This window comes from Sphingomonas trueperi (assembly GCF_040545665.1).
GTDB lineage: Bacteria > Pseudomonadota > Alphaproteobacteria > Sphingomonadales > Sphingomonadaceae > Sphingomonas > Sphingomonas trueperi_B.
Genome location: NZ_JBEPMH010000006.1, coordinates 336,466 through 362,355, shown reverse-complemented (window position 1 = coordinate 362,355; position 25,890 = coordinate 336,466). Strand labels below are relative to the sequence as shown.

General features: G+C 67.6%; 27 protein-coding genes and 1 tRNA gene. 13 read left to right on the top strand and 15 right to left on the bottom strand.

The genetic code is table 11. From position 1 onward, the window contains the following. Window positions 1-147 precede the first annotated feature (147 nt). The 6 genes from ABIC65_RS19295 to ABIC65_RS19270 all read right to left on the bottom strand — a co-directional run bounded on the left by ABIC65_RS19295 (window position 148) and on the right by ABIC65_RS19270 (window position 5,287). Entirely contained in the window at window positions 148-624 is a 477-nt protein-coding gene (locus ABIC65_RS19295) for a hypothetical protein (protein WP_354310868.1), read from the bottom strand. A gap of 95 nt (window positions 625-719) precedes the next feature. Next, a complete protein-coding gene (locus tag ABIC65_RS19290) occupies window positions 720-1,775 on the bottom strand; it encodes a sigma factor-like helix-turn-helix DNA-binding protein (RefSeq protein WP_354310867.1) in 1,056 nt (351 codons plus the stop codon). A 237-nt stretch (window positions 1,776-2,012) separates the two neighbouring features. Next, a complete protein-coding gene (locus ABIC65_RS19285; protein ID WP_354310866.1) occupies window positions 2,013-3,077 on the bottom strand; it encodes a peptidoglycan-binding protein in 1,065 nt (354 codons plus the stop codon). Continuing rightward, a complete protein-coding gene (locus ABIC65_RS19280) occupies window positions 3,074-3,505 on the bottom strand; it encodes a hypothetical protein (protein WP_354310865.1) in 432 nt (143 codons plus the stop codon). The genes ABIC65_RS19285 and ABIC65_RS19280 overlap by 4 nt, the downstream gene beginning before the upstream one ends. Then, window positions 3,502-4,869 carry a flagellar protein export ATPase FliI gene (gene fliI, locus ABIC65_RS19275; protein ID WP_354310864.1) on the bottom strand — a complete coding sequence of 456 codons (1,368 nt, stop codon included), beginning with the start codon at window positions 4,867-4,869 and terminating at the stop codon, window positions 3,502-3,504. Before fliI ends, ABIC65_RS19280 begins: the two co-directional genes overlap by 4 nt. 13 nt (window positions 4,870-4,882) lie before the next feature. Beyond that, window positions 4,883-5,287 carry a flagellar biosynthesis repressor FlbT gene (locus ABIC65_RS19270; RefSeq protein WP_354310863.1) on the bottom strand — a complete coding sequence of 135 codons (405 nt, stop codon included), beginning with the start codon at window positions 5,285-5,287 and terminating at the stop codon, window positions 4,883-4,885. A 196-nt stretch (window positions 5,288-5,483) separates the two neighbouring features. On the opposite strand from ABIC65_RS19270, the gene ABIC65_RS19265 reads away from it, so the two are divergent. The 3 genes from ABIC65_RS19265 to ABIC65_RS19255 are packed head-to-tail and all read left to right on the top strand — an operon-like array spanning window position 5,484 to window position 9,850. Further along, a complete protein-coding gene (locus tag ABIC65_RS19265; RefSeq protein ID WP_354310862.1) occupies window positions 5,484-6,797 on the top strand; it encodes a flagellar hook protein FlgE in 1,314 nt (437 codons plus the stop codon). Between the two features lie 28 nt (window positions 6,798-6,825). Beyond that, a complete protein-coding gene (flgK, locus tag ABIC65_RS19260) occupies window positions 6,826-8,931 on the top strand; it encodes a flagellar hook-associated protein FlgK (protein ID WP_354310861.1) in 2,106 nt (701 codons plus the stop codon). Between the two features lie 13 nt (window positions 8,932-8,944). After that, window positions 8,945-9,850, top strand: coding sequence for a flagellin (locus ABIC65_RS19255; protein ID WP_354310860.1), 906 nt, complete (start codon window positions 8,945-8,947; stop codon window positions 9,848-9,850). Here the strand turns inward: ABIC65_RS19255 and ABIC65_RS19250 are convergent. Then, complete coding sequence (locus ABIC65_RS19250) at window positions 9,837-10,442, bottom strand: uracil-DNA glycosylase (protein ID WP_354310859.1); 606 nt, start codon at window positions 10,440-10,442, stop codon at window positions 9,837-9,839. The two genes, ABIC65_RS19255 and ABIC65_RS19250, sit on opposite strands and share 14 nt — an antisense overlap. 23 nt (window positions 10,443-10,465) lie before the next feature. On the opposite strand from ABIC65_RS19250, the gene folK reads away from it, so the two are divergent. The 3 genes from folK (at window position 10,466) to ABIC65_RS19235 (ending at window position 13,391) form a co-directional block, all read left to right on the top strand. Next, a complete protein-coding gene (gene folK / locus ABIC65_RS19245) occupies window positions 10,466-10,942 on the top strand; it encodes a 2-amino-4-hydroxy-6-hydroxymethyldihydropteridine diphosphokinase (RefSeq protein ID WP_354310858.1) in 477 nt (158 codons plus the stop codon). Window positions 10,943-10,954: 12 nt separating this feature from the next. Then, window positions 10,955-11,030, top strand: a tRNA-Lys gene (locus ABIC65_RS19240). 198 nt (window positions 11,031-11,228) lie between these two features. Beyond that, window positions 11,229-13,391: a TonB-dependent receptor gene (locus ABIC65_RS19235; RefSeq protein ID WP_354310857.1), complete on the top strand. Its 2,163-nt coding sequence runs from the start codon at window positions 11,229-11,231 to the stop codon at window positions 13,389-13,391. Here ABIC65_RS19235 and ABIC65_RS19230 read toward each other — a convergent pair. Further along, a complete protein-coding gene (locus tag ABIC65_RS19230; RefSeq protein ID WP_354310856.1) occupies window positions 13,381-15,204 on the bottom strand; it encodes a hypothetical protein in 1,824 nt (607 codons plus the stop codon). The genes ABIC65_RS19235 and ABIC65_RS19230 overlap by 11 nt on opposite strands. Further along, window positions 15,204-15,419, bottom strand: a complete 216-nt coding sequence (locus tag ABIC65_RS19225) for a hypothetical protein (RefSeq protein WP_354310855.1) — start codon at window positions 15,417-15,419, stop codon at window positions 15,204-15,206. Before ABIC65_RS19225 ends, ABIC65_RS19230 begins: the two co-directional genes overlap by 1 nt. Before the next feature lie 89 nt (window positions 15,420-15,508). On the opposite strand from ABIC65_RS19225, the gene ABIC65_RS19220 reads away from it, so the two are divergent. Continuing rightward, on the top strand, window positions 15,509-15,925 hold the full coding sequence (locus tag ABIC65_RS19220) for a hypothetical protein (protein WP_354310854.1): 417 nt from the start codon (window positions 15,509-15,511) through the stop codon (window positions 15,923-15,925). A gap of 103 nt (window positions 15,926-16,028) precedes the next feature. Here ABIC65_RS19220 and ABIC65_RS19215 read toward each other — a convergent pair whose 3' ends face one another. The 4 genes from ABIC65_RS19215 to ABIC65_RS19200 are packed head-to-tail and all read right to left on the bottom strand — an operon-like array spanning window position 16,029 to window position 18,584. Next, the gene (locus tag ABIC65_RS19215; RefSeq protein ID WP_354310852.1) at window positions 16,029-16,610 is read right to left on the bottom strand and encodes a MotE family protein; all 582 of its coding nucleotides are present in this window, start codon (window positions 16,608-16,610) and stop codon (window positions 16,029-16,031) included. Then, window positions 16,610-17,017 carry a DUF6468 domain-containing protein gene (locus ABIC65_RS19210; RefSeq protein WP_354310850.1) on the bottom strand — a complete coding sequence of 136 codons (408 nt, stop codon included), beginning with the start codon at window positions 17,015-17,017 and terminating at the stop codon, window positions 16,610-16,612. The genes ABIC65_RS19215 and ABIC65_RS19210 overlap by 1 nt, the downstream gene beginning before the upstream one ends. Further along, window positions 17,014-18,033 carry a flagellar motor switch protein FliM gene (fliM, locus tag ABIC65_RS19205; RefSeq protein ID WP_354310849.1) on the bottom strand — a complete coding sequence of 340 codons (1,020 nt, stop codon included), beginning with the start codon at window positions 18,031-18,033 and terminating at the stop codon, window positions 17,014-17,016. Before fliM ends, ABIC65_RS19210 begins: the two co-directional genes overlap by 4 nt. Further along, complete coding sequence (locus ABIC65_RS19200; protein ID WP_354310848.1) at window positions 18,030-18,584, bottom strand: flagellar basal body-associated FliL family protein; 555 nt, start codon at window positions 18,582-18,584, stop codon at window positions 18,030-18,032. The genes fliM and ABIC65_RS19200 overlap by 4 nt, the downstream gene beginning before the upstream one ends. A gap of 117 nt (window positions 18,585-18,701) precedes the next feature. Between ABIC65_RS19200 and ABIC65_RS19195 the strand changes: the two genes are divergently transcribed. The 6 genes from ABIC65_RS19195 to ABIC65_RS19170 all read left to right on the top strand — a co-directional run bounded on the left by ABIC65_RS19195 (window position 18,702) and on the right by ABIC65_RS19170 (window position 23,073). Then, window positions 18,702-19,442, top strand: coding sequence for a flagellar hook-basal body complex protein (locus ABIC65_RS19195; RefSeq protein ID WP_121078596.1), 741 nt, complete (start codon window positions 18,702-18,704; stop codon window positions 19,440-19,442). Between the two features lie 22 nt (window positions 19,443-19,464). Then, a complete protein-coding gene (gene flgG / locus ABIC65_RS19190) occupies window positions 19,465-20,247 on the top strand; it encodes a flagellar basal-body rod protein FlgG (RefSeq protein ID WP_354310847.1) in 783 nt (260 codons plus the stop codon). Beyond that, window positions 20,247-20,675, top strand: coding sequence for a flagellar basal body P-ring formation chaperone FlgA (flgA, locus tag ABIC65_RS19185; protein ID WP_354310843.1), 429 nt, complete (start codon window positions 20,247-20,249; stop codon window positions 20,673-20,675). The genes flgG and flgA overlap by 1 nt, the downstream gene beginning before the upstream one ends. Window positions 20,676-20,686: 11 nt before the next feature. After that, the gene (flgH, locus tag ABIC65_RS19180) at window positions 20,687-21,436 is read left to right on the top strand and encodes a flagellar basal body L-ring protein FlgH (protein WP_354310842.1); all 750 of its coding nucleotides are present in this window, start codon (window positions 20,687-20,689) and stop codon (window positions 21,434-21,436) included. A gap of 236 nt (window positions 21,437-21,672) precedes the next feature. Beyond that, on the top strand, window positions 21,673-22,527 hold the full coding sequence (locus ABIC65_RS19175; protein ID WP_354310841.1) for a flagellin: 855 nt from the start codon (window positions 21,673-21,675) through the stop codon (window positions 22,525-22,527). Window positions 22,528-22,671: 144 nt separating this feature from the next. Further along, complete coding sequence (locus tag ABIC65_RS19170; RefSeq protein ID WP_121078589.1) at window positions 22,672-23,073, top strand: hypothetical protein; 402 nt, start codon at window positions 22,672-22,674, stop codon at window positions 23,071-23,073. Between the two features lie 655 nt (window positions 23,074-23,728). Here the strand turns inward: ABIC65_RS19170 and ABIC65_RS19165 are convergent. Further along, the gene (locus ABIC65_RS19165; protein WP_354310840.1) at window positions 23,729-24,382 is read right to left on the bottom strand and encodes a flagellar hook assembly protein FlgD; all 654 of its coding nucleotides are present in this window, start codon (window positions 24,380-24,382) and stop codon (window positions 23,729-23,731) included. Window positions 24,383-24,399: 17 nt separating this feature from the next. Next, window positions 24,400-25,860, bottom strand: coding sequence for a flagellar hook-length control protein FliK (locus ABIC65_RS19160; RefSeq protein WP_354310838.1), 1,461 nt, complete (start codon window positions 25,858-25,860; stop codon window positions 24,400-24,402). Window positions 25,861-25,890: the final 30 nt, after the last annotated feature.

Sequence of the window (25,890 nt, the reverse complement as noted above, 5' to 3'; positions counted from 1 at the left end):
GGATGCGTGCCAAGGGCAAATCACCCAAGACCATCCTCATCGCTGTCGCCAGACAACTTCTCGTCATCCTCAACGCCATGATCCGTAAAAGGCAGCCTATCGCGCTCGAGTGACCATCACAGTTGCCCCCAGGGGAGGATCAAACGCTCAATGAAACGAAGCCGTCTCCGGGGGCGCGCATAGCAGCGCGCAAGGGCCTTCGCCGTCGAGCGGCAGGATCGCGGTGAGCGCGGCCTTGCCGCCGGCATGGTCCATCAGCCAGCCGGGCTCGGCGACGGCGGGGCGGGCGGGCGAGAAGGCGACACCGATGCCGTCGGTAATCACGCCCAGCCGGCGGGGCGGGGTGGGCCAGCGGCCGGAGAGGTAGGTGATGCAGGCAGCGGCCGCGTCCTGCAGCGCGCCTTCGTCGCTATCCTCGGGGCAGAAGCCCTCGGGGGTGGCGTCGATCTCGGCGACCAGGCGGAAATCGTCGCCGCGCCACCAGATCATCCGCAGCGAGCCATCGGTTTCCTGCTGCAGACCCAGAAAAAGCCGACCGCCGGCCGGGAGCAACGGCTGCGCGCAGCGCACCATTTCCTCGGCCAGTTCGGTCAGCTTGTAGTTCGACCGGGGTAGCATCTGCATCGCACCTCGGCCGATCGTCTGGGGGTTTCGGGGCATTGGTCGTTCCGGAGGAAGGTTACCCTTCCCTTATAGGACGCTTTTGCCCCGATCGGGCATCAATGCAGTGCTGCGCGGTTCGCAAGCGGGGCGGCGGCGATCGCAATCGCTTCCACGGTCTCGCGGTTCGCCTCGGCGGCAACCACCGTTTCGATGCTCGCGGCGTCGATCGCGACGACGCTGGACAGCAGGTTGTGCGGCTGGCTGGCGTCCGGCAGGATCGGCGTGGCGTTGCGGGCAGCGGCCGGCTGGCGGCGCTTGGCGGTGGCGGGCTCGCCATATTCGGCCATCACCGAGAAGCGCGGATCGGCGGCGGCGATCTCGGCGATCACCTTGGCGGCGCGCTTGGTGATCTGGCGGACGCGTTCCTTGGTCACGCCGGTCTCCATCGACAGGTCGTCGAGCGTGGCGGTCTGGAACACGCGGCGGGCGACGATCTCACGATCGCGCTCCAGCTTGGCTTCCAGCTTCTCCAGCTCGGCCGGATCGATGCCGTGGGTGGCGGTGCGGAGACGCGGGCCTTCGCGGCGAAGGGCTGCTTCTTCCCGCTTCGGGCGGGGACGGCGGCGGAGCTGCTCGATGCCCACCTTGCGGAGGTGATCGACATAGGCCTCGATCAGCGAGGCAATCGCGCCATCGGCGAGATAGTCCGACGCGGCGCTCTCGGTGCGCTCCAGCGCGTCCTCGTCCTCGATCATCGCTTCGGGCGACATTTCGTCGCCATCGGCGGAGCTGACCATGGCGGAGAGCGACACGGTGGTGGCTTCAACCTTCTTCGCCGAGGGGCGCTGATCGGTCATCAGGCGGAAGCGCAGGCTCTGCAGCTCACCGCGGATCTGCCAGTTGACGAAGGTGGTGAACTGGGCCTTTTCCGGCTCATAGGCCTGGATGGCGCGGTGCACGGCAATGGCGCAGCACTGCTCGGCGTCGTCCCAGTGCGCGGTCAGGCCGTACTGGCGGATGAAGTGACGGATGCGGGGGGCGATCAGCTTCAGGATGCGGGCAAAGGCGCGATCGATTTCAGCGCGCTGACGGTTGGTCTGCTTGCCGTCCTTCGGCGAGTTCTCGATGACGGTTTGGACTGCGGCCTCGAGAGCGATCGTGATCTTCGACATCTGTATTCCCCTGGTTCAGCGCCGGTCCGATCGTTTCGGCGCCGTCGACAGGAGACACATTTCGTCTGAAACCTTTAAAGGAGTGCTAATCCGGGGCTTAGGTAGTTTCCCGCACACGCACTCCCAATCTTTATAGCAACGCCGATTCGCTTGGCGAGCCAAGTGCCTGAAAAAATGATGGTTAACCGCTGTTTAGCGGGTTCGCTAACGACTGCGAAAACGGCCTAAGTGGCGGTTTTACGAGGCGAATTTGTCCGGCTGGACGTGGCGATCGATGAAATCGAGTAACCATTGCCGATGGGCACGGGTGGCATCGCCGGCATGGGCGATGCGCTGATCGGCCGCCGTTCCGCCCACCTGGGCGGCAAGTAACGTGCGGGCACGCTCTGCATCAATATTGCCGGCAAGAAACTTCTTTGCATCACCCAGCCCCAAATGGTGGCCGAGATAGGCCGCCTTGGCGAGGGTTTCCGAATCGGCGCGCACGTTGAGGCCCGCCGATTCGAAATGTTGCAGATTGTTCTTCGCCATGTCAGCGACGCTCAGGATCGACGCCTGCGGATCGTAGCGGAGCGCGAGCAGTTCGCTGCGGCGCGCCGGATCTACCTTGCCCTTCTCGGTAAGCCAGCCGCGTGCCTTGGCGACATCGTTCAGCCAGGTACCGCCCTGTTCGGCGAGCGTCTGCCAGGTGCCGCTGAGGAACTGGCCGAGCCCGGCCGCGCTCGAACGCGGGTTGCGCGACAGCGGGTTCCAGCTGCCGTCCTGCCCCTTGCCGGCTTCGGCATCGACGATCGCGGCGATCGCCGAGCGAGGGATGCCGCTGCGCGCCTCGGCGGCGGCGAGGGTGTCGGCGTAGCGGGCGTTGCTGCCGAGCGCGAGCGGGCCCGTGGCCTCGCCGCCCTTGGCAGATCCGCCCGTGGAAAGCGCACTGACGATCGAACCCGTGCCGGGCAGGGTGCCGCGGTCCACTGCGGCGGCCGCATGCGCGCCGGTCAGGGCACGCTTGGCGAGCGCGGCGATGTCGTCGGGCGCGTCCTCATCGTCATGGCACGAGCAGGAACACTGGCACTTGCACTTGCCCTTGGCCGATTTTGGCGCCTGGGTGCCGAGCAGCTCCAGCAGCGAATCCATCGCCATGTCCGATCCACCGCCCAGCGGCGAGCGGGTCTTGTCGTTGTCGCGGTCGCCATCGCCGATCGCGGCGCGCCACAGCCGGGTCGAGAGTTCGGACTGGGCCTGCGCGTAGATCACGTTGGCGCGCTGCGCCGGCGTGAGCGCGGCAAGGTCGGTACGGTGGATCATGCGGCCTTCACCAGCATCCGCTTGCGCTCGCGCAGGAAGCGCGCCGCGGCAATGTCATCGATCGCCGCCTGTTCGGCGGCTTCGGCTTCGCGCTCGGCATCGGCGCGGAAGCGTTCTGCGGCGCTTTCGATCGCGCGGAAGGTGCCATAGGCCTCGCGCGCCAGTTCCCGCAGGTTGAGCAGGCGGGCCTGCTCGGCGGTCACTTCCTCGGCGATCCGCGCCTGGGCGTGCTTGGCGGTGGCGAGCCATGCGTCCGAGGCAAAGGGCAGGGCGTGCGCCAGCACGCGCTCCTCACGGACGCGTGCGACGAGGTCGCGGCCCTGCTGCTCCAGTTCGGCGATGCGCTCGATCGCGGCGCCGATCTTGACCTTGAGGTCGTCGACGGTGCGCTGCTGCATGCGCAGCGCGGTATCGAAGGGTGTCTTCACGCGGCGAGACCCACGTCATGGCCGTGATCGGGATCGCCCGACGCTTCGCCGGACAGGATCGCGGCGAGCTCGGCGAACGCCGCCTCGGCATGGCCCTGGTCGTTCTTGCCCTGGTTGAGCAGCGCCTCGATGCGCGGCGCCAGCGCGACCGCGCGGTCGACGTCCGGCGAGGAGCCTGCCTTGTACGCGCCCAGCCGCACCATCTCCTCCATGTCGGCATAGGTCGACAGCAGCTTGCGCGCGGCGAGGCGGGTCTCGTTCTGCTCATGCTCCAGGCAATGGGGCAGGGTGCGCGAGACCGACTTGAGGATGTCGATCGCCGGATAGCGGCCGCGCTCGGCGATCGCGCGGCGCATCACGACGTGGCCGTCGAGGATGCCGCGCACCGCATCGGCGACCGGCTCGTTATGGTCGTCGCCGTCGACGAGGACGGTGAACAGCCCGGTGATCATGCCCGCGCCCGGTGCGCCGGGACCGGCGCGTTCCAGCAGGCGCGGCAGCTCGGCGAAGACGGTGGGGGTATAGCCCTTGGTCGCCGGCGGCTCGCCCGAGGCGAGGCCGATCTCGCGCTGCGCCATCGCGAAGCGGGTGACCGAGTCCATCAGGCACAGCACGTTGAGGCCCTGGTCGCGGAAATGCTCGGCGACGGCGAGGGTGGTCCAGGCGGCCTGGCGGCGCATCAGCGCCGGCTCGTCCGAGGTGGCGACGACGACGACCGAGCGGGCCATGCCTTCGGGCCCCAGATCGTCCTCGATGAATTCCTGCACTTCGCGGCCGCGTTCGCCGATCAGGCCGATCACCGCGACGTCGCACTGCGTCCAGCGCGCGAGCATCGAGAGCAGGACCGACTTGCCGACGCCCGAGCCGGCGAACAGGCCGAGCCGCTGGCCGCGGCAGAGCGGCACGAAGGTGTCGAGGCAGCGCACCCCGGTCTCGATCCGCTCGGCGACGCGCGAGCGGCCGGCGGCGGCGGGCGGCGAGGCCTTGATCGGCTGCGGGTCGGCGCCGTTGACCAGCGGGCCGAGCCCGTCGACCGGGCGGCCGAGGCCGTTGATCATGCGGCCGAGCCAGGCCTTGGAGGGGCGGACGGTGAACTGGCCGGCGCCGAGCTCGGCGACCGCGCCCAGGCCCACGCCCTGCGGGTCGACAAAGGGCAGGCACAAGGCGACGCCGCGATCGAGCGCGGTGACTTCGGCTTCCACCTTGCCGCTGGGGGACTGGATCTCGACGCGGCTGCCGATCTGGGCGACGCCGGTCAACCCCTCGACTTCGATGAGCGCGCCGCGCACCGCCACCACGCGCCCGAAGCGACGGTCGGGGACCATCTCCTTGATGGCGCGGGCGGCACTGGCGAGCGTCTGCATCGCGCGGGCTCCTTCAGGCGGCCTGCGTCGTGGCGGTGTCGGCCGCGGCGGCGTCTTCCATGGCGATCAGCTCGCGGGCGGCGGCGAGCGCCTTGTAATATTCGCTCTGGGCGAGATCGTTGGCGAAGCGGATGCACAGCTCGCGCGCCTCGGCGGTGGCCAGGCTGGCGAGCAGCAGGCTGAGCAGCTGGACCACCGCATCCTGGTGCGCGTTGCGCCCGGCCTCGTCGATATAGGCGAGCATCGTCGCGAAATAGAGCTGGCGGGCAGGGGTGGTCGCTTCCTCGGGCCGCATCACTTCGCGGCCGCGCAGGATCGATACCATATTCTCGACGACGATCTGGGTCCGGCCGACGGCGCGCAGCACCGCGCCGTTGACGATAGCCTTCTCACCGTCCCGGAGCGTAATGCGAAGCATGGCACAGGCCTTTCGATAAGCGTTCTTCAACTTATAGGCGCGTTCGGTGCGCAAATGGGCAAACACCCGGCAAATTTTGCCGCCTTACAACCGTAACCGGCAAAATCGCCCCTTTGATTTGGGTGGGGCCGCCAGCCCTCTACAATGAGGATGTCGCCGGCGTGGGGATCGCGCGGGCATTCGAGGAGTTTTGATCTTGAGCCTCTATTCCGCTCTTTACGCTGGCGTTTCCGGGCTGAGCGCGCAGTCGAGTGCCATGGCCACCGTCGCCGACAACATCACCAACATCAACACCGTCGCCTATAAGGGCGTCGAAGCCCAGTTCCGCACGCTGGTGACCGATGGTCGCACCTCGGCGAGCTACTCGGCAGGTGGTGTCGCGGCCGCGCCGCTCGCACAGGTTTCCAAGCAGGGCCTGCTCCAGGCCTCCGGCAGCAGCACCGATCTCGCGATCGACGGCGGCGGGTTCTTCATCACCCGCAATGGCCTGAACGCGAACGACCCGGTCGCCTATACCCGCGCGGGCTCGTTCAAGCCGGACGAGGAAGGCTATCTGCGCAATTCCTCCGGCCTGTATCTCTATGGCTGGCGCCTCGACGCGACCGGCGGCTACACCAACACCGGCAATCTCGACACGCTGACCCCGGTCCGCCTGACCGACCTGGTCGGCACCGCGGCGCCGACCAACAAGCTGCAGGCGCATATCAACCTGCAGTCGGACGCCACTGCCTATGCCGGCACGCCCGCCTACACCGCCGGCTCGATGGCAAGCGGCGCGGTCACGCCGAACTTCACCCGCTCCTTCACGGTCTATGACTCGCAGGGCGGCAGCCACGAAATGAAGATGTCGTTCCTCAAGACTGGTTCCAACCAGTGGGCGATGGAAACGTACATGAACCCGGCGTCCGACGTCGGCGCGCCGGCCGTCGGCGGCCTGGTGCGCAGCGGCACCGTCGCGTTCAACGGTGACGGCAGCCTGAACACGACGACGTCAACCGCCGGCCTGTTCGATCCGCTGACCGTCAACTACACCAATGGCGCCAGCTCGGTTCCGATCAACCTGGACCTGGGCAAGAACGGCGCCACCAACGGGCTCACCCAGTTCGGCCAGCCTTCGTCGCTGGTCTCGGGCGGCACCAATGGCGGCGTGCTCGGCAACATCGCGGCGACCGAAGTCTCGAAGGAAGGCATCGTCAGCGCGATCTTCGACGACGGCTCGAGCCGCCAGGTGTTCCAGCTGCCGATCGCGACCTTCCCGAACCCGAACGGCCTTACCCGCCTTTCCGGCAACGCCTATTCGTCGACCCGAGCCTCGGGCTCGATGACGATGAACCCGCCGGGCCAGCTCGGCGCGGGCAAGATCTCGTCGAACACGCTGGAGGCCTCCACGGTCGACCTGGCGGGCGAGTTCACCAACATGATCCGGTTCCAGCGCGCCTACAGCGCATCGTCGAAGATCATCACGACCGTCGACGACATGCTGCGCGAAGTCAGCGATCTGAAGCGCTGACGAGTACTGAGGCCGGGGGACGCACGACATGGCGCTGAACGATATCCTAGGAACCGCCGCTTCCGGCCTGGCTGCTGCCCAGGCCGGATTGAAGGCGGTATCGAACAACATCGCCAATGTCGGCGTCACCGGCTATGCCCGCGAAAAGGTCAATCTCTCGACCTCGGTGATGGGCGGCACCGTCACCGGTGTGAACGTCGGCGAGTTCGAGCGCGTGGCCGATCGCTTCCTGGAAGCGACCGTCTATCGCCGGGCCGGCGACTATGGGAAGGCCGAGGTGCAATCCAGCTACCTCGATCGTCTCCAGTCGCTGCTCGGGGAACCCGGTTCCAAGTCCGGCCTGCCGGCGCGCCTCGACGCGATCAATGCCTCGGCGATCGCGATGACGGGCTCGCAATCCTCCGCCCAGACTAGCGCCGTGTTCATCGGCAACGTCTCGGACGCGATCTCGTCGATGCAGCAGATCACCAAGGACGTCGAAGGGCTGCGCAGCGATGTCGAATCCGAAGTCAGCAATTCGATCGACAAAATCAACTCGCTGCTCCAGCGCATCTATGATCTGAACGGCACCGTGTCGCAGGCGACGGGGCTAGGCCGCAACGCCAGCGGCGCCGCCGACCAGCGGATGAGCGCGATCGAAGAACTGAGCGGCATGCTCTCGGTCAACGTCCGCGACCAGCCGGATGGCCGGGTGATCATCGAGACCACTTCGGGTCAGATGCTGCTCGATTCGCGGCTGCGCCAGCTCGACTATCCGAACAAGGGCAGCGGCGTCGGCAACGCCCAAGCAACCTATCCCGACATTTCGATCCGCTTCTCCGACAAGAACGGCAATCAGGGCGCGCTGACCGGCGAGAAGCTCGATTCGGCGGCCGTCGGTGGCAAGCTGGGCGGCCTGCTCGACCTGCGCGACCGCGCGCTGCCGTCCTTCTCCGAACAGCTGGGCGTCACGTTCAGCGGCCTGTCCGAAGCGCTCAACGCGGTTTCCAACGAAGGCACCACCGTGCCGCCGCCCGCCAGCCTCACCGGCCGGCAGAGCGGCCTGGTCGGCACCGATCGGCTGGGCTTCACCGGCAAGGCGACCTTTTCGGTCGCGAGCTCGTCCGGCACGATGGTCGCCAAGACCGAGATCGACTTCGACGCGCTCGGGCCGGGCGCCACCGTCAACGACATGGTCAATGCGATCAACGCCGGTCTGGGCGGTGCGGCGACCGCCAGCTTCACCAACGGCGTGCTGAGCTTCACCGCCGCGGGCGCGGGCAATGGCGTGGCGATCTCGCAATCGGCCACCACGCCGAGCAGCCGCGCCGGGATCGGCGTGTCGCAATATTTCGGCATGAACGACCTGATCCAGAGCGGCAGCAGCACCCTGGTGCCGACCGGCTTCACTGCTTCGGACCCGCACGGCTTCACCACCGGCCAGACCGCACAGGTGATCCTGCGCGACTCCTCGGGCCTGGCGCTGACCAGCTACACCCTGCAGCCGACCACCGGCGGCACGATGGGCGACATCATCACCGAGCTCAACGGCAGCGACCTGGGCAAGTTCGGTTCCTTCTCGCTCGACAGCCGCGGCCGCGTTCGCTTCGATCCGGCGAGCGGCCTGTCCGGCGCCACGCTGACCATGGCATCGGATTCCACCGATCGCCTCGGCAGCGGGCGGAGCTTCTCGTCGCTGTCGGGCCTGAGCGGCATCAACAGCGGCCTGGATGTCGCCAAGGTCCGCACTGACATCGCCAACAGCCCCACGAAGCTGCCGTTGGCACGCGTCGATACCAGCGCGGCGGTGGGCAGCAAGGCAATCGGTGCCGGCGATACCCGCGGCGCCACCGCCTTTGCCGACAAGCTGGCGAGCGCGATCGACCTGGGCAAGGACGGTGTTGTCACCGTCGGCCGATTCTCCACGGCACTGCTCGGCCGCGCGGGCCTGGAAGCCAGCCAGGCGCAGAACCGCTTCAACGATGCCGACGCGCGCAAGTCCGACGCGGTCAACCGCCGCGACAGCTATTCGGGCGTCAATATCGATGAGGAACTGTCGCAGATGGTCGTCCTGCAGAACAGCTATTCGGCCTCGGCACGGGTGATGAGCACCGCGTCGCAGATGTACGACACTCTTCTCCAGATGGTCCGTTAAGGGGAGCTGACCCATGACCCGTGTTGCCACCATTCCGCTCCAGCGCACCATGGCCAGCGCCATCTCGAGCGCACAGGAAAAGCTCGCGATCACGCAGAAGCAGCTGTCGACCGGCAAGAAGGCGACGGATTTCGCCTCGCTGGGCACCGAGGCAGTGCGCAACCTGTCGGCGCACACGCTGCTCGAGCAGCAAAAGGCGCAGTCCAACGTCGCCAAGCGCGTCGGCACCACCATGTCGCTGTACCAGGGCCATATCGAAGGCGTGCAGACCGCCAATACCGACCTGCGCAAGCAGATCCTGACGGCGATCGGCACCGGCCAGTCGGCGGGTCTGCAGCAGGCAATGGAAAGCGCTTTCTCCCAGATGCGTTCGTCGCTGAACGCGAGCGAAGGCGGCGTGCCGCTGTTCGGCGGATCGCAGACCGACGGCGCGCCCTTCTCGGTCGCGACGCTCGCCGATGCGGCGACGGTACCGGCGTCCCAGGCCTTCCATGACGACAATGTGCTCGCCACCGCCCGCGTCGCCGATGGGCTGGACGTGCAATATGGCGTCAACGCCAGCTCGTTCGGCTCCGGTCTGTACGACGCCTATCGCGCGATGGCGCAGATCGGCCCGATCGGCGACAAGCTCACCGACGCGCAGGTGACCGCGCTGCAGGGCGTCGTCACCAAGATGGATTCGGGCCTCAAGCAGCTCAGCGCCGTCAATGCCGACAATGGCCGCAAGCAGAGCCAGATCGAGGACCTGACCAAGCGCGGCGAAGATCGCTCGCTGCTGCTGCAGCAGGTGATCGAGGACAATGAGGACGCCGATCTCGGCCAGGTCGCGATCGATTTGTCGCAGCAGAAGACCGTGCTCGAGGCGAGCTATTCGGTGTTCTCGCAGCTCTCCAGCCTGAGCCTGGTCAAGTATCTCTGAGCGCGATCGCGCGCTCGAACACTGCGATCAGCATCGGTTCGGTCAGCCGGCCGATGCTCTGATTGTACCGCGACACGTGATAGCTATCGAGCACCGTCTGCCCTTTCGGCAGGCGGTGCTCTGCGCCGTGTGCGAAGCGGGCCTTGGGCAGCTTGCCGCCCAGCGCCTTCACCGCCGACTGGTGCGCGATCTCGCCCAGCGCGACGACGACCGGCGCGCGCAGCTGTCCGGCGAGGAATGGCCGGCAGGCGTGGATCTCGGCCGGGGTAGGGCGGTTCTCCGGCGGCAGGCAGCGCACCGCGTTGAGGATCTGCACCCCCTTGGGTTCGCCCGCTTGCGCCAGCCCCAGCTTCTCCAGCACCGCGAAAAGCAGCATGCCCGAATCGTCGCCGGTAAAGGCGCGGCCGGTGCGGTTCGCTCCCGTCCGCCCGGGCGCCAGACCAACGATCGCGATGGGTGCGTCCGGATCGCCGAGCATCGGCACCGGCGCGTTCCACCATTCGGGCTGCTCGGCGCGCAACTGGGTGCGCAGTGCCACGAGGCGGGGACAAAGCGGGCAGTCGCGATCGGGTTCTAGGCTTGGCGTGGACATGCAGCCGCGATAGGCGCGGGGGTGTGCCGGTAACAAGCTACATCATCGCCCTGGGATCGAACCGCCGCGGCCGCCACGGCGGGCCGCGCGCCGAGGTGCGGGCGGCGCTGGCGGCGATCGGCGGCGTCCTCGCCGTGTCCCGCATCCATGAAACGCCCCCGCTGGGGCCCTCGATCCGCCGCTTCGCCAATGCCGTAGCCGAGATCGAGACCGCCGAGAAGCCCGAGGCATTGCTGCGCCGGCTGAAGGGAATCGAGCGCGCCTTCGGCCGGCGCCGCGGGCAACGCTGGGGGGCGCGGGTGATCGACCTCGACATCCTGCTGTGGTCGGGCGGCTGCTGGGCCAGCCGAACGCTGACGATCCCGCATCCGCACTATCGCGCGCGTCGCTTCGTGCTGGCGCCGCTGGCGGAGGTGGCGCCGCAGTGGCGCGATCCGGTGACGGGGCGCACGACGCTTCCGTTGCTGCACGCGGTTGACCGGCGGCGCCCCTGCGCCTAGGTGGCGGGATGTGGGTCCGTAGCTCAGTCGGTAGAGCAAGCGACTTTTAATCGAGAGGTCCCGGGTTCGAATCCCGGCGGACCCACCACCGAAAGCTCTCGAAAGATTAAAGCCGTGGCGCTCGGCATCTCTTGGTTGCCGATGCTGGAGACGTGCCCGGCCCATATTGGCAACCCGACCGCCCCCTTCGTGCAAATCCGCGGCAGCGCACCATATTTTTCCTTGATACCATATATCATCCCCGATACATCCCCGCGTAACGCTCCCTTCAGAAAGTGGAATCTTGATGCGTCGCGTCCTTCTCCTGTCCTCCTCGCTCGTGCTGTTGCCGGTTTCGGCGTTCGCGGATCCCGATCGTGCAACGCCAGCACCCACCGAGACCGAGCAGGCGAAGGACCAGGCCGCGCAGCAGCCGCCGGCGATCATCGTCACCGCGCCCTATCGGCAGAGCGAGGCCGACGTGCTGTCCGGCACGTCGGTCGTCACCGGCGAGGAACTGACCCGCAACCTGCGACCGACGATCGGCGAGACGCTGGCGCGCCAGCCGGGCGTGTCGGCCAGTTCGTTCGGGCCGAACGCCTCGCGGCCGATCCTGCGCGGCTTCCAGGGCGAGCGGGTGCGCGTGCTGACCGACGGGATCGGCTCGATCGACGTGTCGAACACCTCGGCCGACCATGCGGTGATCATCGATCCGCTGCTCGCCGAGCGCGTCGAGGTGCTTCGCGGGCCCTCGGCGCTGCTGTTCGGCTCCTCGGCGATGGGCGGCGTGGTCAATGTGATCGACAGTCGCATCCCGCGCAGCGTGCCGGAAAAGGGCTATCGGCTGAGCGGCATCGGCACCTATGGCTCGGCCGCGGAGGAGCGTTCGGTCGGCGGGGCGGGGGATGTCGCCATCGGCAGCCATCTCGTGCTCCACGCCGACGGTTCCTATGCCAAGACCAGCGACCTGAAGATTGGCAGCTATGCGCTCACCGCCGAAAAGCGTCGCCAGGCGTTGGCGAGCGCCGCGTTGCCCGCCGATCCGGATGCGGAAGAGCCGATCGACTTCGCCGCCAATGCCGCGGTGAAGAACCGCCTGCCCAACAGCGCCGCCAAGACCTGGACGGCCGGTGCGGGTGCGGCGATCATCACCGACACCGGTACGCTCGGCATCGCCTACAGCCATTATGACAGCCTCTACGGCGTGCCGATCCGCTTCGCGACCCAGCCCGGCGAGGGGCAGGAAGCCCCGCGGCTGAGCGTCGTCCAGAACCGGCTCGATCTGCGCGCCGAGGCGGAAACCGGCGGCGGCTTCCTCCAGAAGGTGCGGCTGCGCGCGGGTTATGCCGCCTATCGCCATTTCGAGCTGGAGCCCGATGGCGGCGTCGGCACCGCCTTCTACAACAAGGGGCTGGAGGGCCGGCTCGAACTGGTCCAGGCCGATCACGGCGCCTGGAAAGGCGCGAGCGGCGTGCAATATTTCGCCCGCGACTTCGATGTGCAGGGCGACGAGGCCTTCCTCCCCAAGAACAAGACCCAGCAGACCGGCCTGTTCACGCTCCAGCAGCTCGACATGGGCGCGTTCAAGGCCGAGGCGGGTCTGCGCTACGAGTTCACTGACCTCTCCGCCAATCCGGTGCTGGACGATACCCGCTTCTTCAACGGCAAGCGCAGCTTCCAGGCGCTGTCGGGCTCGGTCGGCGCCTCCTACGGCGTCAGCCGCGACGTGCGGATCGGCCTGAACCTGTCGCACACCGAACGCGCGCCTTCGGCCGAGGAACTGTTCGCCAACGGCGCGCATGCCGGCACCGAGGCCTATGAGCTGGGCAGCCCCGATTTCCGGCTGGAGAAGAGCTGGGGGCTGGAAGCGACGCTGCACGCGCATGGCGAAGGCTACAGCTTCGACGCTTCGGCCTATTACAACTGGTTCTCCAACTATATCAGCGACAACCAGGCGCCGCAGGCGGTCTGCGAGGCGGCGGCCGCGCCTAGCGGACGCACCGTCGACCTGCCCTGCTTCCAGTTCACCCAGCGCGACGCGCGTTACTATGGCTTCGAGGCGGAAGGATCGGTGCGGCTGGCGCAACTCGGCGACTATACCGTCAACCTCGATGCGCTGGGCGATTACGTCCATGCCAACATCGTTGACGAGGGGCCCGCGCCGCGCATCCCGGCGCCGCGCGTGCTGGGTGGTATCGAGGCGCAGTCGGAGCGGATCACCGGCCGGGTCGAGGCCGAGCATGTCTTCGTGCAGAACCGCACCGCCGCGTTCGAGACCCGGACCGCGCCCTATACCATGGTCAACGCGACGCTCAGCCTGAAGCCGTTCCCGACCATGCCGGGGACCACGCTGACGCTGTCCGCCAACAACTTGTTCGACGTCGAGGCGCGCCGCGCGAGCAGCTATCTGAAGGACTATGCGCCGCTCGCAGGCCGCGACCTGCGCGCGACGCTGCGCTTCAGCCTGTAGTCGAGGTCGTCGCGTCCATCAGATCCCCGATCGCGCCCGTCGGGCTCGCTTCGGGGATCGCCGCCATCGCCGCGCTGATCCGCGCCGGGTCGACGGTCGGCGAGGGCTGGGTCAGCAGGTCGAACGCCTGGGCGCTCGGCAGCGCCTTGAACGCGGCGCCGTAGCGCGCGCGGAGCGCCTGCAGCTTGGCTTCCTGGTTGAGCATCGCCAGCGCCACCGCCTGGCGGAGCACGATTGCTTGATTGGGCGGGGACATCGCGCCGGGGGCGGGCAGGGTGGCCTCGTTCTCGGTGATGAACGAGCCCCAGTTGCGCGTGCGCCAGTGGATCTCGCTGCGCACGCCGCTGCCGCCTGGCACGCCGTCCAGCGCGGCCATCGCCGCGTCCTCGCGGCCCAGCTTGTACAGCGCCACCGCCTCGATCCGCTTGCGATCGAAGCGCATCGCGTCGGAATAGCTCGCCTGCTCGGTGGCATGGAGCGTGTCGAGCGCCTTCACCGGATCGCCGGAGAGGATGAACAGCGACGCCACCTTCACCGAGAGCGGGCCCTGCGCCACGTCCTGCCGGCGCTGCATCAGCTGGTACTGGAGCAGCTCGGCCGCGCGCGGATAGAGCCCGGCGTCCTGCAGCCGCTGAGCGAGGCGCAGCGCGAGCGCGTCGCCTTCGGCACCGGCGGGCCCCAGTTCCTTGTAATCCCAGTAGAGGCCGGCGGCCTCGGGCAGCGGCGTACCGCTGTCGGGCGCGAGCATCTCGGCGAGCCAGGTCTGGATCTGCTTGAGCATCGGGCCGGAATCGCCGTCCGGACGATAGAATCGGAACAGCGTGGCGGCGCTGCGCAGCGCGGCGCGGCGATTGTTGGTTTCCAGCGCCAGCTGATATTCGAGGCGGAGCGCGCCCGCCTCGATCTCGTCGCCGCGCCAGGCATAGCGCAGCGCCTCGAGTTGCTTGACGCCTTCGGCCGGATCGATGCGGTGGAGCTTCAGATCGCCTTCGATATGCGCGAGTTTGGCCTCCGCCTGGATCTCGGGCGAACCGCTCAGTTCGGCCCGCGAGAGGCGGAACAGCCCCTCGGCCGGGTCGCCCGAGGCGAGCAGCGCCTTGCCGCGCAGCAGATTGGCCTGCGGATCCTGTTCGCCGAACAGCTTGAGCCAGGCAATCGCCGGCTGGCCCTGGCCAATCGCGATTGCACCGCGGGCGGCGGCGAGGGTGAAGGGCTTGCGCTCCTGCGGCGTGCGGCCGTTGATCGCGGGGACGGCGCAATTGATCTGGCGGGCGGCGGCCTTGGCATCGCCGGTGCCGGCCAGCGCGCGGACCCGCCAGGCGCAGGCTTCGGCATTGCCTTCGAGTTCGGGCAGCGACAGCGCTTCCACCGCGTCGCGGTTATGGCCGATCATCACCAGCGCGGCGCCGGTGGCGAGTTGGAACGGCGCGACGAGGGCGAGATCCTCGTCGTCGGCCTCCATCGTCTCCAGCACGCCCAGCGCCTCGGCACCCATGCCGCGGCGGATCAGCGAGCCGACATAATGCCAGCGGGCGAGCTGGCGGGTTTCGGGCTTGGCATGGATGATCTCGTCCCACGCCGCTTCTTCGCTCAGCTCGGGCCAGTCGCGGCTGTCGGTGACGATCGGCATCTGCGCGAGGGTGGCAGCGAAGGGCGGCAGCACCGGGCGGCCGGCTGCAGGCGCTGCCGGCGCGGGGGCCTCGGCCGCGGGGGCCGCGGGGGCGGCACCATGCTCGGCCGGCGCGTGCGCGGGATCGCTGGGCGGGGCGGCGGCGGTACTCGCGAGCAGGGCGACGATCAGCAAACGGCGCATCAATGGGCTCCGGCCATGAGATAGGTGACGACCGCGCCGCCGATGATGCAGGCGATGATGAAGATTATGGCAGGCACGATCGGCAGTCCGCCCGCGGCGGCGGCTTCCGCCGGCCCGGCATGGCCGTTCTGCGTCTCGCTGGTGTCGACGGCATTGCCGCGGGCGCCCGCATCGGCGACGACGCGCATCCGGGCGGGGCGTTGATCGTGGCTCATTTGTAATCCGTTAAGTGCTTGTCCCTTATTTATAGGACGTGCGTGGCCGCAGCGGCCGCTGCACCCATACGATTAGCAGGAGAAATTTGGTGCTCGGCAAGCAGACGCTGGCGATGCTCGGACTGATGGCAATTGCGGTTTCGCCGCTGCCGGCGGGGCGTGCGCTGGCCTCGGGCGGCGGTGGCGAAGGCGAGGGGCTGCATTTGGTGAAGATGGAGCCGATCGCAGTGCCGATCGTCGATTCGGATCGCGTTGCCGGCACGCTCAACTTCCAGCTGGTGCTCGAAGTGCACGACGCCGCGACTGCCGAAAAGCTGACCGCGGCGATGCCCAACCTGCGCATGGCGGCGATTGCCGGCGGCGTGGAATTCGCGCGACTCGACGCCTCGGCGCTGCGCGCGGTGAACGTCGCCGATCTCGACAAAACGCTCACCGGCGCGCTCAAGACCGTTGCGCCGGACCTCGGCCGCGTGCTGATCGTCGAAGTGGGCGCCTCGCAGAACTGATTCCGCAGGGCGGACGCTTCCTGCCGCCTGCTGCCTATACGAAAACGCCGTCGTTCCGGTTCTAGCCGGGCCGACGGCGTTATTGCATTGAGAGGGTAGAGCCTCAGCCCGGCTTGCGCGCCGGGCCGGTGGGGCCGGCAACGGCCGGACCCGCCTGTGCCGCGGCCGGAGCCGCCATCGGTTTCGCCGCGCTCTTGCGCGCCAGCGCCATGCTGAGCGACGCCGCGCCCTTGGGCGACATCGCCGCGAGGATCGCCGCAGTGGAGGCAGGGCGCATGCGCTGCGCCACCTTCATCTGCACTTCCATGTCGAGCTGTTCGAACACCGCCGCTGCCTTGGCGGGCTTCATCGCCTGGTAGATGCGGGCGAGTTCGTCGAACTGCGCCTCGGCGGGCAAGGGGGTGCCGGGCGCGCCCGGCGTTCCCGCCGTCGCGTCCTTCTGCTGCGCCTCGACGCTCTGTGCCAGCCGCTGCTCGGCGGCCTTGGCCGCCCGCTCGCGCAGGTCAAGCGCGCGTTGGCGCTTGGCAGCTTCCTGGTCGCGCGCGCTCAGGTCGCGCTCGATCGAATTGCCCAGCCGGGTCTTGTTGGTGCCGTCCTGATCGCCGGTGGCGATGCTGGCGGCATTGGCCACCGCAGCGATCGCGGAGGCCGCCGCCATCAGCAGCAGCAGGGAGGGACGCGCCATTATGCGGCCTCTCGCGTGGCAGGCGTTTCGTCGGCTGAGGCTTCGGCTTCCGCTTCCTGGGCGGCGGCCTCCTCGCCGGCGACGCGCAGCGCATTGGCCAGGCTCACCGCCGAGACGATGCGCTCGCAGGCGCTGTCGGCGATGCCGATCATGTCCGAAAGCTCGTCGCGCAGGTCGCGGGCCTGCTCCACCAGCCGCGCATGGCGCGCGCAATCGGTGCCGAGCGTCGCTTTCATGTCGGAAAGCACCGAACGGGCTTGTACCGTCGCATGATCCAGCGCCTTCACCACATCGGTAAGGGCACCCTCTTTCACGGCGCGCAGGCTGCGCATCATGCGCATGCTCTGCACGAGCACGGCCACGCACAGGATGATCGTCAGTACATTGGCGAAAAGCGCGATACTCATGATACTTTCTTCCTCGTGCGGGAAACGTCGTTGACCAGGCGCACGGCGACGCGGCCGCTGCGCTGGCCGATCTGGGCCTGGGCGAGCTTGATGTCGCCGCAGGCCATGTCGAGCGCGTCGTCGGGACTCTTGTCGAAGGCGATGGTCTGGCCGACCTGCAGCTCTTCCAGGTCGGAGAGCGGCAGCGCCTTTTCGCCGAGCAGCACGTTGACGGTCACGTTGGTCTTGCGGATCTCGGAGGCCATGTGCGCCTCCCAGATGCTGTCGCGGCCGCTCTTCTCGCCCATGAAGCGCTGGAGCAGCTTGTGCCGCACCGGCTCGAGCGTGGCGTATGGAAACACCAGCGTGATGCAGCCGCCGCGGCCGTCCATGTCCACCCGGAAGGTGGCGATGGCGCAGATGTTCGAGGTGGCGGCGATCGCGGCGAAGCGCGGGTTGGTCTCGATGCGCTCCAGCCGCATGTTCACCGGCTCGATCGGCTCGAACGCGTCGGCGAAGTCGCGCAGCGCGGTTTCGAGCACGCGCGAGACCAGCGAGGTCTCGATCGGCGTGAAACCGCGGCCGTCGATCACGTTCGGCGTGTTGCTGCCGCGGCCGCCGAGCAGCGCGTCGACCACCGAATAGATCAGGCCGGATTCGACCGTGATCAGGCCGTAGCTTTCCCATTCCGCGATCTTGAACACGCCCACCATTGCCGGCAGCAGCACGCGGTTCATGAACTCGCCGAAGCGGGCCGAGGTCACTTCCTCGAGGCTCACGTCGATCGCGTCCGACGTCATGTTGCGCATCGAGCTGGCGAAGGAGCGGACCACGCGGTCGCACACCACTTCCAGCATCGGCAGCCGTTCGTGGCTGATGACCTTCGATTCCAGAACAGCGCGCAGGCCCTTCTTTTTCAGAACCGGTTCGCTGCCGCCGAACAGCGCGTCGATGTCCGCCTGGTCGAAGCGGATATCGTCGCCGCCCATCGGCGCGGCGGGGGGATCCGGAAGGTCGAAATCGTCTAGATCGATCATTGCTGGATCAGGTCCTGAATGAGAACTTCCTTGACCATGCCGGGGCCGAGCACGCGAGTGGCGCGCACCATCAGCTCTTCCTTCAGCCGGTACACTGCCGCCGAACCGCCGAGATCCTCGGGGCGCAGTTCGCGCAGGAAGGGCTGATAGGCGTCGAGCACCACCGGCAGCTTGTCCTTGAGCGCCGCGTCGGTCGTCTTGGGGCCGGGCACCAGCATCAGGTGCAGCTTGAGGAAGCGCGGGGCGCCGTCGGGCGAGCGCAGGTTGACCGAGACGGTGGGGACGTCGACGAACTTGCCCTTGCCTTCGCCTTCCTTGCCGCCTTCGCCTTCCTTGGCGTCGCCTTCACCATGGCCTTCGTCCGCGGCGGCGGCTTCCTCGCCATGCGCCTCGGTCTTGGCCGCGCTCTTGCCCCCCATGAAGAAGGCGGCACCGCCACCGCCCAGCGTCAGCGCGGCCACGGTGGCGGCGCCGATGATGATCAGCTTCTTCTTCTTGTTGGGCGCCGGGGCATCCTGCGCGCTCTTATCCTCGACGATCTCGGCCGACATAATAACCCTGGACCTTCCGATTTATCGGCCGCGGCGTCCGCACGTCCGATTTCCCTCTATTATAGAACCGTCACCCGGCAATTTCTGCCTAGTGACCATTTTTCGAAGGACGGTCCGGTGGACATCTCCTCTTACGTGCTCCTCAGCCAGGAGCAGGCGCTGCGGCGCCGGATGGATGTGGTGGCGAACAACATCGCCAACATGAATACGGTGGGCTTCAAGCGCGAGCAGCCGGTGTTCCGCGAATATGTGGAACAGACCGACGGCGCGGTGAAGGCAGCCGAGAAAACCTCGTTCGTGCTCGATTACGGCGCGGTCCACGATGCCTCGAACGGCGCGTTCCAGCCGACCGGCAACCCGCTCGACGTGATGATCGACGGGCCGGGCTATCTGGCGGTGCAGGCCGGCGACGGCACCACCGCCTATACGCGCGCGGGCTATGTGAAGGTGCTGGAGAGCGGCGAGCTCGCCACGTCCGGCGGCCAGGTCATCCTGGGCGAGGGCGGCAAGCCGATCAAGGTGCCGCCCGAGGAGGCCGGCAAGGTCAACGTCAACCCCGACGGCACGGTGATGGGCGAGAACGGCCCGCTCGGCCGCATCGCGGTGACGGTGTTCGACAGCGAGGCGGTGGTCGATCCGCGCGGCAACGACATGTTCACCGCGACCGGCGGCCGAGAACTGCCGGCGGCGCAGACCAAGCTGGTGAGCGGCGGCGTCGAGGGATCGAACGTCAACGCGATCGTCGAGACGACCGACATGATGCAGATCCTGCGCGCCTACCAGACCAGCCAGAGCCTCTCCAACTCGATGTCGGACCTGCGCAAGAGCGCGATCGACAAGCTCGGCCGCGTCAGCTGAATTTCACGAAGGGATAAACTCCATGCGTACGCTTTCCATCGCCGCGACCGGCATGCTGGCCCAGCAGACCAATGTCGACGTGATCTCGAACAACATCGCCAACATGAACACCACCGCGTTCAAGAAGCAGCGCGCCGAGTTCCAGGACCTGCTCTACCAGCAGGTCTCGCGCCCCGGCTCGTCGACCGGCGGCGACACCAAGGTGCCGGCCGGCATCCAGATCGGTTCGGGTGTGAAGACCGGCGGCGTCTATCGCATCAACCAGCAGGGCTCGCTGCAGCAGACCGACAATCCCTACGACATCGCGGTGCAGGGCAAGGGCTATTTCCAGGTGACGATGCCCGACGGCACCACCAGCTATACCCGCGACGGCTCGTTCCAGATCTCGGACCAGGGCGAACTGGTGACGCAGGACGGCTATCCGGTGCAGCCCGGCATCACCATTCCGCAGGGCGCGCTCGACGTCAGCATTTCGAAGACCGGCCTGGTCGAGGTTACCGTCGCCGGCAACACCCAGCCGCAGCAGCTCGGCCAGCTCCAGCTCGCCACCTTCATGAACGAGAACGGCCTCGAAGCGAAGGGCGGCAACCTGTTCCTCGAAACCGCCGCCTCGGGCCAGCCGACCGTCGGCTCGCCGGGCGATACCGGCATCGGCACGCTGACCCAGGGCTTCGTCGAAGGCTCGAACGTCAACCCGGTTTCCGAAATCACCTCGCTGATCACCGCGCAGCGTGCCTATGAGATGAACAGCCGCGTGCTCAAGACCGCCGACGAAATGCTGGCGACGACCAGCCAGCTGCGCTGATGTCCGCGCTGCTGGGCCTGTTGCTGCGCGTGGCGGTGCCTGCCGAGGACGTGCCGGTGGCGGTGGTCCAGCACGCGGTCGCGCGCGGCGAGCGGATCGAGATGGGCGACCTCTCGATCGAGACTCGTCCCGTGGCGAGCGCGCGCGGCGCGCTCCGCCCCGAAGACGCCGTGGGGATGGACGCGTCGCGCGCGCTCACCCCCGGCACACTGCTCCGCAGCGGCGACGTGATGAAGCCGCAGCTGGTGAAGCGCGGCGAACCGGTGACGGCCAGGATCGTCTCCGGCGCAATGGTCATCACCGCCGCCGGCCGTGCGCTGGGCAGCGGTGCCCAGGGCGATCCGGTGCGGATCGTCGTCACTGCCACCAACCGTACGCTCGACGGCGTCGTCGACGGATCGGGCACGGTGCGGATCTCCACTCCCTGAGGGACAAGTACATGCGTAAGATCATTCTCGCGCTGGCGCTCACCGCCACGCTCTCGGGCTGCGGTGCGGTCGGCCGGCTGAAATCCGTGGGCAAGGCGCCCAAGCTTTCGACGATGGACCCGGTCGATGCCCCCGATGTCGAGCCGTCGCTCGCGTCGCCGCTCGATCGCTCGAACCGGGTGCGTCCCGAGCAGCCGGCCAATGCGCCGACCGCGTCGCTGTTCCGCACCGGCGCCGGCGCCTTCTTCCGCGACCAGCGCGCGGGGCGGGTGGGCGACATCCTGACGATCAAAATCGCGATCGCCGACAAGGCCGATATCGGCAACAACACGTCGCGTACGCGTGGCGGATCGGAATCGGCGGGCGTTGCCAGCCTGCTGGGCTTGCAGACCCCGATCAGGAAGCTGACCAACAGCGATCCGTCCAAATTGGTGGATACCAACTCGGGCTCGAAATATTCGGGCGGCGGCACCACGGTCCGGTCGGAGACGATCAACATGACGATGGCCGCCATCGTCACCCAGGTGCTGCCCAACGGCAATCTGATGATCCGCGGCCGCCAGGAAGTGCGGGTGAACTTCGAGATGCGCGAGCTGATCGTCACCGGCATCATCCGCCCCGAGGACATCGCGCGCGACAATTCGATCCAGCATAGCCAGATCGCCGAGGCGCGCGTGATCTATGGCGGCAAGGGCCAGCTGACCGACGCGCAACAGGCGCGCTGGGGTCAGCAGATCTACGACGCACTGTTCCCGTTCTGACGCGCTGAAAACAGGCTAACGCGCAAGCAGGGGCTCGCCGGAAATCCCGGCGGGCCCCTTTCGCATTTACCGGATGTTTATCTTAATCTTCCAGTAACCATCAAAATTTTCAGGAGAATTTTGGTCGGTTCGATTTTCTTCCCACAATGGACGTGCAGGGCATTCACGCCCAGTCGCGGGTCGGCGGTTCCGACCCGGGTCGCAGAAGCGGCTCTATTTCCAAGAAGGAAATCATCATGGCTTTTTCGGTTAACACGAACGTCGGCGCAATGGCGGCTCTCCAGAGCCTGACTGCGACCCAGAAGGACCTGGCCACCACGCAGAGCCGCATCAACACCGGCCTGTCCGTGTCCTCGACCAAGGATGACTCGGCTTCCTACACGATCGCTGGTGGCCTGCGTGGCGACCTCGGCGGCCTGAAGGCGGTTTCGTCGTCGCTCAGCCGCGCCAAGAGCGTGACTGACGTCGCCGTTGCCGGCGCCGAGCAGATCAACGACATCGTCAACCAGATGCAGGCGAAGGCCAAGCAGGCTGCCGACAATGGTATCGACACCGCGACCCGCGACGCCCTGAACAAGGACTTCACCGCGCTTCGTGACCAGATCACCACGATCGTCAACGGCTCGGACTTCAACGGCACGAACCTGCTCAAGGCTTCGGGTGGTCAGGTGACCGCGCTGCAGTCGCTGCAGGACTCGGACACGTCGAGCACCAACTGGAACCCTGACTCGCTCACCGTGGCGAACCAGAGCCTCGACCTTGGCGGTTCGACGATCACCATCGCTTCGACCGGCCAGATCAACACCCAGGCCGCCGCGCAGACGATGGTCGACACGCTGAAGACCACTTCGGCCAACCTGAAGACCACGCTCAGCACGCTCGGCGCCGCTTCGCGCAAGATCGATGCTCAGCAGACCTTCACCAGCAAGCTCTCGGACGTGATCGAGGGCGGCATCGGCAACCTCGTCGACGCCGATCTGGCGAAGGAATCGGCTCGACTGCAGGCTCTGCAGGTCAAGCAGCAGCTCGGTGTTCAGGCTCTGTCGATCGCCAACCAGGCGCCGCAGACGATCACTTCGCTGTTCCGCTAATAGCCCAAGGCCCCAACCCTGGGGGGCCGAAGGCTTGCGGAGGGCCGGGATGGTACGCCATCCCGGCCCTCTTTTTTTTGCCCGCGTTCATCGCGGGTAATATGGTTTCCGCTTCTATAATGATGGGAAACTGGGAGATCGGCGTTGTTTCCGAGGATTCGCGAAATCACCGATGCCTTTGGCGGGCGCCTGCGCGTCAGCGTCGAAGAGCATCCCTCGGGCGCGCTGATCGTGGTCGAACGGCCCGACCTGGGCGGACGGCCGCGGATCCTGCTTGATGGCTACGGTGTGGACGTGCTCGCCGGCTACATCATGTCCGCACGGCTCTCCGTGCCGCAGGGCCTTCCCGACGAGCATGTCGACGGCATGTTCGCCACGCGCTTCCGGCTCGAACTTGATCCCAGCGCCGCGCTGGTGCTCAGCCAGGAAGGCGCCGCCAGCCTCGAGATCGCCGCGCCCTTCTGGGACCGCCTCTATGCCGAGCTGTGCATCGTCGCCGCGCATGCGCGCGAGCTGACCCGCCGCGCCGAGGCGCGCATCCACTGATCCCGTGGCCGGTCGTGCGTCCGCTGCGGCGGGACGACGGGCCATTTCCACCGGGTCTCGCCCTCGCCGCCAAGGCGGGGACTCATTGGCGCTGAAATCGTGGTTCGCTCCCCAAGCGTCGAAGCGAATGGATTCCTGCTTTCGCTGGAATGACCTTGGCCTTTCGCGGCGCTGCTGACCTTCCACCTTCAATGCGGCAGTCCGGCCGTCCGCGCGTCCGCGCAGCCTCGTCTCTGACCTAGCCGCCGGTAGTAGGTGCTGCAACCTGCCTATGCCTGCGCATGCCGCCCGGTGCTCCGCTACGCGGTTGCGGGGGAGCAGCGGCGATGTGGGGGAAACGTGCGTGACGCGGCAGGACCCTGCTCGGGGCGGTGCCGGCGATGGCCGACACGGATGCTGCGGTAGGGGAGGGCGCGCGATGCCCCCAAGATGCGAGCGGCAGGCCAGTTGGGGGGAACTGGCCTGCCGCTATGCCGAGCGGGGGGGCTCGGCAAATATGGAAGCGCGGGGATCGTGAGGGGATCGGAACGTCCTCGCTGCTTCTGATTTCGTTATATCGCAGAATCGGTTGGGAGAGAAACGAATCCCGCACTAATCAGGTACAGGATTTGTACTTAAGCCTCTCTCCCTAGGCAATGCTACGGAGGGCAACAGGTTATTTTGCGATCTTCAAGATCATGCTGGTGGGGTATTGGGCGCCATTGATGGATACCACCGGCGATCCATTGAGCATCTGGACGTCCTCCACCTTGCCCATCGCCGTGGCGGTGGTGCTGATCTTGGCGCCGGCAGCGGTCGTCCCGGAAAGTGTCAGCTGATACAGTCCGTCGGTGTACTTGGTCCCGCTCGTCGTGCTGCCGTCCCAGCTGAACTGGCCCGAGCTGCCCTTCACGTCGAGATCGAAGGTCTCGACCGTCTTGCCCTTGGCATCGGTGATCGTGGCCTTCAGCTTGTCGATCGCATTGGTCGAGTCCCACTGCCACTGCGCCGGGGTGGTGGCGCTGAGGCCGGCCTTGTCCGAACTCAGCTGCACGGGCTGGCCGATCATCGACGAACTCGTCGTCAGCGACGTCATGTTGAGGCTCGACAGGATCGTGTTCAGCGTCTTGTTCTGGGTGATCGACTGTTCGACCTGCGAATATTGCACCAGCTGCTGCGTATATTGCGAGCTGTCCATCGGATTGGTCGGATCCTGGTTCTGCAGCTGCGTGGTCAGCAGCTTGAGGAACAGGTTGTAGTCCGCCGTCAGCTTGGTGGACGATTCGTTCGTGGCGGATTGCCCCGTGGTGGCCGAAGAGACGAGAGTCATGGCGCTACTCCTGAGCGTTAGGCGATGAGGTCGACCTGGCCGTCGCCGCGGATCGGGCGATAGGCCGCGGTCTGGGGGTCGGGTTCGTCGTGGAACTGCTGGTTGCCGCCGCGCGACTGCTGCTGCGAGGCCTGCTGGCCGTTGCCGCCGCTGCCGGTACCGCCGTCGCGGCTTTCGAAGCGGAAGCTGCTCGCATCGCTGCGGATGCCCGCCTGATCGAGCGCACGGCCGAGATCGGGGGCTTCCTGGCGGAGCAGCTCGAGCGTGTGCTGGCTCTCGGCGCGCATCGTCGCCTGGACGCGGCCCTTGTCGTCGAAGGCGAGGGTGACTTCGACGCGGCCGAGCTCGGCCGGGTTCATGCGGACGCGCAGCATGTCCTCGCCGGCATCGACCTTGCGGGCGATCTCGACGCCGAGGCTGCGGCCCAGTTCGCCGGCGCGCGCGTTGAGCACCGGCTCCGCGGCAGGCGCGGCCGGCGCGGTATTGGCGGCCGGAGCGACATGGCCCGAGGCGCTGGGGAAGGGCACCGCGCCGGTGACGCCATGGCGGGTATCGGCGGCGGCGAGCTGCTGGCCGAAATTCTGCTGGCCATGGTCGCCGGCGGTGCCGCCATCGGCACCACCGCCATGGGGGCGTGCGGCGACGGCATCGGCAAGGTCGGCCATCTTGTCGTTGGTGGTCGGCGCGGGCGCGGCGTCGTTGCCGGTCATGGCGTCCGCCTTGGCATAGCGGGGACCGGTCACGGCGCCGGTCTTGCTCTGCGCGGCGGGTTGCTGCGCAGGCGTGGGCTGGGCGATCGGCTGCTGCTGGGCGACCGGCACGGCGACCGGCTGGACGACCACCGGGGTGGCCGCTGCCGGCGCGGGCAGCGGAGCGCCGGCGGGATCGAGGCCGTCCTTGTCGCCGCCGGCGCCGCGCGCAGGCTTGGCGATCTTGACGGTCGCTGCGGGACGCGCGGGCGCGGCGTCTTCGGTCGGCTTGGGTGCGGCTGCTTCCAGCAGTTCCGCGAGCGGATCGGCCGTCTCCGGCTTGGCGTCGACGGCGGTCGGCTTCGGCTTGGGCGCAGCGGTGTCGGGCTTCGCGGCTTCGCCGGGCGTCGCGGCGGCGTCCTCGGCGTTGCCGCGCGCGTCGGCGAGCGCCTTGGCGATGGCATCGGCGAGCGGGTTGCCGCCGGTCGCGACCGGCGGGGTGACGGCGCCCGGCGCGGCGGTGGCGAGCAGCTGGGTCATGCCCACCTGCGGCTTGTCGCCCGGCAGCGCGTTCGCATCGGGGGTAACCGGCAGTAGCGGTGCGCCGGTCTGCGCGCCGAGCAGCCCGGTGGCGCCCCCGCCGGCGAAGACGAGACCCTGCGCGCCCCACCCGGTCGGCCCACCCAGACCGCCCAGCAATCCGGCGAAGCCGGTGCCGGCGGCGGCATTCGCGGCGCCCTCCTGGCTGACGGGGGCGGCGAAGGGGGAGCCGATGTTCGTGACGTTCATGCAGTCGCCTCTTGCACGGCCGGAAAGAGG

What these genes read in the sequence shown, in the direction of transcription:
- ABIC65_RS19285 (WP_354310866.1), bottom strand. Translation starts at nt 3,077, where the DNA reads ATGATCCACCGTACCGACCTTGCCGCGCTCACGCCGGCGCAGCGCGCC.
- flgG (WP_354310847.1), top strand. Translation starts at nt 19,465, where the DNA reads ATGCGTACGCTTTCCATCGCCGCGACCGGCATGCTGGCCCAGCAGACC.
- ABIC65_RS19235 (WP_354310857.1), top strand. Translation starts at nt 11,229, where the DNA reads ATGCGTCGCGTCCTTCTCCTGTCCTCCTCGCTCGTGCTGTTGCCGGTT.
- ABIC65_RS19215 (WP_354310852.1), bottom strand. Translation starts at nt 16,610, where the DNA reads ATGGCGCGTCCCTCCCTGCTGCTGCTGATGGCGGCGGCCTCCGCGATC.
- ABIC65_RS19210 (WP_354310850.1), bottom strand. Translation starts at nt 17,017, where the DNA reads ATGAGTATCGCGCTTTTCGCCAATGTACTGACGATCATCCTGTGCGTG.
- ABIC65_RS19175 (WP_354310841.1), top strand. Translation starts at nt 21,673, where the DNA reads ATGGCTTTTTCGGTTAACACGAACGTCGGCGCAATGGCGGCTCTCCAG.
- flgA (WP_354310843.1), top strand. Translation starts at nt 20,247, where the DNA reads ATGTCCGCGCTGCTGGGCCTGTTGCTGCGCGTGGCGGTGCCTGCCGAG.
- ABIC65_RS19230 (WP_354310856.1), bottom strand. Translation starts at nt 15,204, where the DNA reads ATGCGCCGTTTGCTGATCGTCGCCCTGCTCGCGAGTACCGCCGCCGCC.
- ABIC65_RS19255 (WP_354310860.1), top strand. Translation starts at nt 8,945, where the DNA reads ATGACCCGTGTTGCCACCATTCCGCTCCAGCGCACCATGGCCAGCGCC.
- flgH (WP_354310842.1), top strand. Translation starts at nt 20,687, where the DNA reads ATGCGTAAGATCATTCTCGCGCTGGCGCTCACCGCCACGCTCTCGGGC.
- ABIC65_RS19200 (WP_354310848.1), bottom strand. Translation starts at nt 18,584, where the DNA reads ATGTCGGCCGAGATCGTCGAGGATAAGAGCGCGCAGGATGCCCCGGCG.
- fliI (WP_354310864.1), bottom strand. Translation starts at nt 4,869, where the DNA reads ATGCAGACGCTCGCCAGTGCCGCCCGCGCCATCAAGGAGATGGTCCCC.
- fliM (WP_354310849.1), bottom strand. Translation starts at nt 18,033, where the DNA reads ATGATCGATCTAGACGATTTCGACCTTCCGGATCCCCCCGCCGCGCCG.
- ABIC65_RS19165 (WP_354310840.1), bottom strand. Translation starts at nt 24,382, where the DNA reads ATGACTCTCGTCTCTTCGGCCACCACGGGGCAATCCGCCACGAACGAA.
- ABIC65_RS19225 (WP_354310855.1), bottom strand. Translation starts at nt 15,419, where the DNA reads ATGAGCCACGATCAACGCCCCGCCCGGATGCGCGTCGTCGCCGATGCG.
- ABIC65_RS19250 (WP_354310859.1), bottom strand. Translation starts at nt 10,442, where the DNA reads ATGTCCACGCCAAGCCTAGAACCCGATCGCGACTGCCCGCTTTGTCCC.
- ABIC65_RS19290 (WP_354310867.1), bottom strand. Translation starts at nt 1,775, where the DNA reads ATGTCGAAGATCACGATCGCTCTCGAGGCCGCAGTCCAAACCGTCATC.
- ABIC65_RS19160 (WP_354310838.1), bottom strand. Translation starts at nt 25,860, where the DNA reads ATGAACGTCACGAACATCGGCTCCCCCTTCGCCGCCCCCGTCAGCCAG.
- ABIC65_RS19270 (WP_354310863.1), bottom strand. Translation starts at nt 5,287, where the DNA reads ATGCTTCGCATTACGCTCCGGGACGGTGAGAAGGCTATCGTCAACGGC.
- flgK (WP_354310861.1), top strand. Translation starts at nt 6,826, where the DNA reads ATGGCGCTGAACGATATCCTAGGAACCGCCGCTTCCGGCCTGGCTGCT.
- ABIC65_RS19295 (WP_354310868.1), bottom strand. Translation starts at nt 624, where the DNA reads ATGCAGATGCTACCCCGGTCGAACTACAAGCTGACCGAACTGGCCGAG.